This is a genomic window from Pseudomonas caspiana (assembly GCF_002158995.1).
GTDB lineage: Bacteria > Pseudomonadota > Gammaproteobacteria > Pseudomonadales > Pseudomonadaceae > Aquipseudomonas > Aquipseudomonas caspiana.
The window spans coordinates 46847-52979 of the sequence record NZ_LOHF01000005.1; the positions used below are offsets into that span (position 1 = coordinate 46847).

The following is a 6133-nucleotide window of genomic DNA, read 5'->3' on the forward strand; positions in this document are numbered from 1 at the left end:
ACCCACCTTGAGGAGCACCGCGATGCAGGCTTTTGATTTACTCATTCGCAACGCCAAAGTCATCACGGCCGCGGACAGTTTTGTCAGTGACATTGGTGTTCGCGGCGGGCTGATCGTTGCGCTGGGTCTGGGGCTTGCGGGCGCAACTCGGGAGATTGATGCTGCCGGACGTTCGGTGACGCCTGGCGGCATCGACAGCCATGTGCATCTGGATCAGCCCACCGGCGACGGCTCAGTGATGGCTGACGATTTCGAAAGCGGGACCCGTTCAGCGGCCTGCGGCGGCACGACGACGGTGATCCCGTTCGCCTGCCAGCAGAAGGGGCAAAGCTTGCGAGCCGCTGTCGATGATTATCACCAGCGGGCGGATGGCAAGGCGTTGATCGATTACGCTTTCCACTTGATCGTGACGGACCCCACAGAAGACGTTCTCCGCCGCGAGTTGCCCGAACTGATCGCTGAGGGTTACACCTCGTTCAAGATATACATGACCTACGACGCCCTGAAGCTGGATGACCGGCAGATCCTTGAGACGTTGTCTGTTGCGCGTGCTCAGAGTGCGATGGTCATGCTGCACGCTGAAAACAGCGATTGTATTGCCTGGCTGACTGAGCGCCTTTTGGCAGCGGGGTTGAGTGCTCCGCGCTATCACGCAACATCGCGCCCGATGCTGGCGGAGCGCGAAGCCACTCACCGCGCGATTGCCCTGGCTGAACTGGTGGATGTGCCGATTCTGATCGTTCATGTTTCGGGGCGTGAAGCCATTGAGCAGATTCGCTGGGCGCAGGACCATGGCTTGAAGGTGTACGCCGAGACCTGTCCGCAATACCTGTTTCTGACCGCCGACTCTTTGGGTTGCGATGACAGTTTTGAAGGCGCCAAATGTATTTGCAGCCCGCCGCCTAGAGACGCTGCGAACCAGCAAGTCATCTGGGACGGCCTGCAGAATGGCTCGTTTGAGGTGTTCTCCTCTGACCACGCGCCGTTTCGTTACGAAGGCCCGGACGGCAAACGCGCACACGGCGAGCATGCGCCTTTTTCGGAAGTTGCCAACGGCATCCCCGGCATTGAAACGCGCATGGCGCTGCTCTGGTCTGAAGGCGTCTGCACCGGGCGCATCACTGCGCAGGAGTTTGTCTCGCTGACCTCGACCAACGCAGCGCGGTTGTATGGCTTGTATCCGCGCAAAGGCAGCATCGCGATTGGTGCCGACGCGGATCTGGTGATCTGGGACGAAGGGCTGGATTTCGAGTTGCAGAATGATCGCCTGCACCACCGCGTGGATTACACGCCATACGCGGGCATGCGCTTGACGGCCTGGCCTGCGCTGACCCTTTCACGGGGCGACGTGGTGTGGGACGGCGCGGCGTCGGGTCAGCCTGGACGCGGGCAATTCTTGCCATGCGCAAGACCGGAACCGGCCAAGGCCCGGCGCAGGAAAACCGAGTTGCCGGTTTGAGTCAGCAATTGCTATTGGAGTCGCCCAGGTGTCCCTGACACCACGCTGTCGCACAGACAACAGGGGACCTGTAGGAGCGCACGAGCACCGCGAGGCCGCGATCGCGGTGTATCAGACAGACCGCAATCGCTGCCTCGCGGTGCTCGTGAGCTCCTACAGAAAGGTATTCCAAATCAGGTAGTTATTTTTGTTTGATAGTAATGAGCATTGCTCGGGTAGTTAAAAATCCCCCCACAACTGCTGCGCAACGCTCAGCGCAACCACGGGTGCGGTTTCGGTACGCAGCACGCGTGGACCGAGGCGGGCGGCGTGGAAGCCAGCGTCCTGGGCTTGATCGACTTCGGCGTCGTTCAAGCCGCCTTCAGGGCCGATCAGGAAGGCGAGGGTGGTTGGCTTGCTGTGGCTGGTCAGCGGTTCTGCTACCGGGTGTAGCACGAGCTTGAGTTCGGCATCGCTGCGCTTGAGCCATTCGGTCAACGGCATGGGTGGGTGAATCACCGGAACCACCGAGCGCCCACATTGCTCGCAGGCGCTGATCGCGATCTGCTGCCAATGGGCCTGACGCTTCTCGGCGCGGTCGTCCTTGAGGCGCACTTCGCAGCGCTCACTGACAATCGGAGTAATCTCCGTGACACCCAGTTCGGTAGCCTTCTGAATCGCCCAGTCCATGCGCTCGCCACGGGACAAGCCCTGGCCGAGATGGATACGCAACGGCGACTCGGTCTGACCGGGGAAGGTTTCGTCGAGCTGAACGCGCACGCGTTTCTTGCCGACTTCCAGCAAGGTGCCGCGAAACTCATGGCCTGAGCCATCGAACACTTGCAGCGCATCGCCTTCGGCCATACGCAACACACGCCCGATGTAATGCGCCTGGGCTTCAGGCAGTTCGTGTTCACCGAGGCTCAGGGTGGCGTCGATAAAGAAGCGGGACAGTCTCATGGAGGGTCTCTGAAATTTTGGTGTGCGGCGTTGTTCTTGGTATGTAGGAGCGCGCTTGCCCGCGATGGCGTTCTGTCAGCCGCCCAATGCGCAGGATTTGCCGGCCTCATCGCGGGAAAGCGCGCTCCTACAGCGTTAACCTACCTAACCCGGATCACGAAAATCCGGATGAAAATTCTCTCTCACGGCAACGCTGATGCTTTTACGCGTGGCGATGTCGATGCCTTCAGTGGCGACCTCGGCGAGGAAGTCGATCTGCTCCGGCGTTATCACATACGGTGGCAGGAAGTACACCACGCTGCCCAGCGGACGCAATAACGCGCCACGCGTCAGTGCGTGCTGAAACACCTGCAAGCCACGGCGCTCCTGCCACGGATAAGCGGTTTTGGTGGCCCTGTCCTGAACCATCTCGATGGCCAGCGCCATGCCGGTCTGGCGCACCTCGGCGACATGCGGATGGTCCACCAGATGCGCAGTGGCCGTCGCCATACGCTGGGCCAGGGCTTTGTTGTTTTCGATGACGTTGTCTTGCTCGAAGATATCCAGCGTCGCCAACGCTGCCGCGCACGCCAGCGGGTTGCCGGTGTAGCTGTGCGAATGCAGGAAGGCGCGAAGCGTCGGGTAATCATCGTAGAACGCGTCGTAAACGTCGTCGGTGGTCAACACCGCCGCTAATGGCAGATACCCGCCCGTCAGAGCCTTGGACAGACACAGGAAGTCCGGGCGGATGCCAGCTTGCTCGCAGGCAAACATCGTCCCGGTACGGCCGAAACCCACGGCAATTTCATCGTGAATCAAGTGCACGCCATAGCGGTCGCAAGCCTCACGCAGCAGCTTGAGGTATACCGGGTGATACATGCGCATACCGCCCGCGCCCTGAATCAAAGGCTCAACGATGACGGCTGCAACGGTGGCGTGGTTTTCAGCCAGCGCGTGCTCCATGGCGGCGAACATGTTGCGCGAATGTTCTTCCCAGCTCATGCCTTCGGGGCGATGGTAGCAATCCGGGCTTGGCACCTTGATGGTGTCCATCAGCAGCGCTTTATAGGTTTCGGTGAACAACGGCACATCGCCCACTGACATCGCTGCCATGGTTTCGCCGTGGTAGCTGTTGGTCAGGGTGATAAAGCGCTTCTTGTTCGGCTGGCCGCGGTTGAGCCAGTAGTGGAAGCTCATTTTCAGCGCGACTTCGATACAGGACGAACCGTTATCGGCATAGAAGCAGCGAGTCAGGCCTTCGGGTGTCAACTTGACCAGGCGCTCGGACAGCTCGATCACCGGCTGATGACTGAAGCCAGCGAGGATCACATGCTCCAACTGGTCGACCTGATCCTTGATGCGCTGGTTGATGCGCGGGTTGGCGTGGCCAAACACATTGACCCACCAGGAACTGACAGCGTCCAGGTAGCGTTTGCCTTCGAAGTCTTCCAGCCACACGCCTTCACCACGCTTGATCGGAATCAGCGGCAGGCTTTCGTGGTCTTTCATCTGGGTGCAGGGGTGCCACAAGACCTTAAGGTCACGCTGCATCCACTGATCATTCAGGCCCATTGGTTTTCTCCGGATAACGACTCGCATGATGCGAGGACGAGCAATCGCGCAAGCCTATGCAATGCCCGGCCGTGGAACAACCTTTAGTGCAACAAACCGAGCCCCGGTCGCTCCTACAGTCATGTATTCCATTTCAAGCGGCGTTTGATGTTTGGCAGGCGCTCGATGGACATCACTGGCAGGCCTGCTGCGGCTGGCGTATCCTTCGCGCCTCTGTGGCGTATCAAGCGTCATCTACCGAAACCTCCCCCTGCTTTTTTCGGAGTCTGCTGAATGCTTTCTGGTTGGCTGCGCGCCTGTGCGCTCGTTTTAGTTGGGCTGGTCAGCGTTTCGGCGCTCGCTAATGAAAAACAAAAGACTGCGATCGTGGTCGGCGGTGGGCTTGCAGGCCTGACAGCGGCGTACGAGCTGCAAGCCAAAGGCTGGCAAGTCACGCTGCTGGAAGCCAAGCCAAGCCTGGGCGGCCGCTCGGGTCTGGCTACCAGCGAATGGGTCGGCAACAGCAAGGCTCAGCCAGCGCTGAACCAGTATCTGGACCACTTCAAGCTGACCACCGTGCCTGCGCCGGAGTTCGTCCGTACGCCGGGCTACCTCATTGATGGGGTGTATTTCAGCAAGGCCGATCTGGCGCTCAAGCAACCGGCGACTGCCGAAGCGATCAAGCGTTACGAGGAAACCCTCGACAACCTGGCGCGCTCCATCGACAACCCGGAAAGCCCTGCGTCGAACAGCACCCTGTTTGCGCTGGATCAGATCAACGTCGCTAACTGGCTGGATCGTCTGACCCTGCCAGCCACCGCTCGCCAGTTGATCAACCAGGAAATTCGTACCCGCTACGACGAGCCGTCGCGCTTGTCGCTGCTGTACTTCGCGCAGCAATCGCGGGTCTATCGCAACGTTGACGACCGTGACCGCCGTGCAGCACGGCTGCCAGGTGGTAGCGCGGTGTTGGCCGAAGCCTTCGCCAAGCAGATCAAAACGATCAAGACCAACTCACCCGTTTCCGCCATCGTCCAGGAAAAGGACGGCGTAACGGTCAAGGCGGGCGCAGTCGGTTACAGCGCTGATTATGTAGTGCTAGCTGTACCGCTGCGGGCGTTGAGCAAGATTCAGATGACGCCTGCGCTGGATGCCCAGCACATGGCTGCAATCAAGAGCACCAACTACGGTTGGCGCGACCAGATCATGCTCAAGTTCAAGACGCCTGTTTGGGAAAGCAAGGCGCGCATGTCTGGCGAGATTTTCAGCAACACCGGTCTGGGCATGCTCTGGGTCGAGCCTGCAACCAAGGGCGGCGCCAATGTTGTGATCAACCTTTCCGGCGATAACGCGCGGATCATGCAAGCTTTTGGCGACAAGCAACTGGTGGATCAGGTCCTTATCCGCCTGCACACGTTTTATCCACAGGCTCGCGGCGCTTACACCGGCTACGAGATCCGTCGTTACAGCGTTGACCCGTCCACGGGCGGTTCGTATCTGGCATTCGGGCCAGGGCAGATCAGTAAGTTCTGGCGTTTGTGGGAAAAGCCGATCCAGCGCGTAGCCTTTGCCGGTGAGCACACTGACGCGCTCTACCCCGGCACGGTTGAAGGCGCTTTGCGCACAGGCCAACGTGCTGCCAGTCAGGTTCAAGACCTGGCTGCTGGCAAGTCGTTCGAGCCGGTCAAAATTGCCCCTGCGCCAGCACCTGCTGCGACGAAGAAAGACGAAGGTGGTTTCTTCAGCAACCTGTTTGGCGGTTCGTCTGACAAGGCTGAAGCCAAGAAGCCTGAGCCAGCCAAAGCGGCTGACGAAACCAAGGCTAAAGAGAAGGGTGGTTTCTTCTCGTGCTGGTTCGGCTGTGCTGAAGAGCCTGTCGCCAAGCCAGTAGAGAAGGCGCCTGAGCCAACACCCGCTCCGGCGCCAGAGCCTGTAGCGCCAGTGGTTGCGCCTGTCGTCGCGCCGGTCAAAGCGGAGCCGGCCAAGGTCGAACCCGCCAAAAAGGCACCGGTGAAGAAGGCTGAGCCTGCCAAGAAAACTCAGGCCAAGGAGCCAGCGAAAAAGGCCCCTGCGAAAACGCCTGCCCAGATTGAAGCTGACAAGAAAGCCGCTGCTGCCAAGGCGAAAGCCAAAGCTGCCGCTGAAGCTAAAAACTGATCGGACTGTAGTAGCAAGCGAAAAGGGCGCGATCGTGAGATCGCGCCC

Annotated in this window: 4 protein-coding genes; 2 read left to right on the forward strand and 2 right to left on the reverse strand. The window is 59.8% G+C overall.

The window, feature by feature from the left end; translation table 11 throughout:
* Positions 1-22: 22 nt before the first annotated feature.
* On the forward strand, positions 23-1459 hold the full coding sequence (gene hydA / locus AUC60_RS08410; protein WP_087265710.1) for a dihydropyrimidinase: 1437 nt from the start codon (positions 23-25) through the stop codon (positions 1457-1459).
* Positions 1460-1678: 219 nt separating this feature from the next.
* On the opposite strand, the gene AUC60_RS08415 is transcribed toward hydA, so the two are convergent.
* Together AUC60_RS08415 and AUC60_RS08420 are read right to left on the reverse strand one after the other, a co-directional pair.
* On the reverse strand, positions 1679-2398 hold the full coding sequence (locus AUC60_RS08415) for a 16S rRNA (uracil(1498)-N(3))-methyltransferase (RefSeq protein ID WP_087265712.1): 720 nt from the start codon (positions 2396-2398) through the stop codon (positions 1679-1681).
* 144 nt (positions 2399-2542) lie between these two features.
* Positions 2543-3949, reverse strand: a complete 1407-nt coding sequence (locus AUC60_RS08420) for an adenosylmethionine--8-amino-7-oxononanoate transaminase (protein WP_087265714.1) — start codon at positions 3947-3949, stop codon at positions 2543-2545.
* Positions 3950-4222: 273 nt separating this feature from the next.
* Here AUC60_RS08420 and AUC60_RS08425 point away from each other — a divergent pair, with 273 nt between their 5' ends.
* Positions 4223-6085: a flavin monoamine oxidase family protein gene (locus AUC60_RS08425; protein WP_087265716.1), complete on the forward strand. Its 1863-nt coding sequence runs from the start codon at positions 4223-4225 to the stop codon at positions 6083-6085.
* The last annotated feature ends 48 nt before the right edge of the window (positions 6086-6133 follow it).

Coding starts and splice junctions, on each gene's coding strand:
- hydA (WP_087265710.1), top strand. CDS start 23: ATGCAGGCTTTTGATTTACTCATTCGCAACGCCAAAGTCATCACGGCC.
- AUC60_RS08415 (WP_087265712.1), bottom strand. CDS start 2,398: ATGAGACTGTCCCGCTTCTTTATCGACGCCACCCTGAGCCTCGGTGAA.
- AUC60_RS08420 (WP_087265714.1), bottom strand. CDS start 3,949: ATGGGCCTGAATGATCAGTGGATGCAGCGTGACCTTAAGGTCTTGTGG.
- AUC60_RS08425 (WP_087265716.1), top strand. CDS start 4,223: ATGCTTTCTGGTTGGCTGCGCGCCTGTGCGCTCGTTTTAGTTGGGCTG.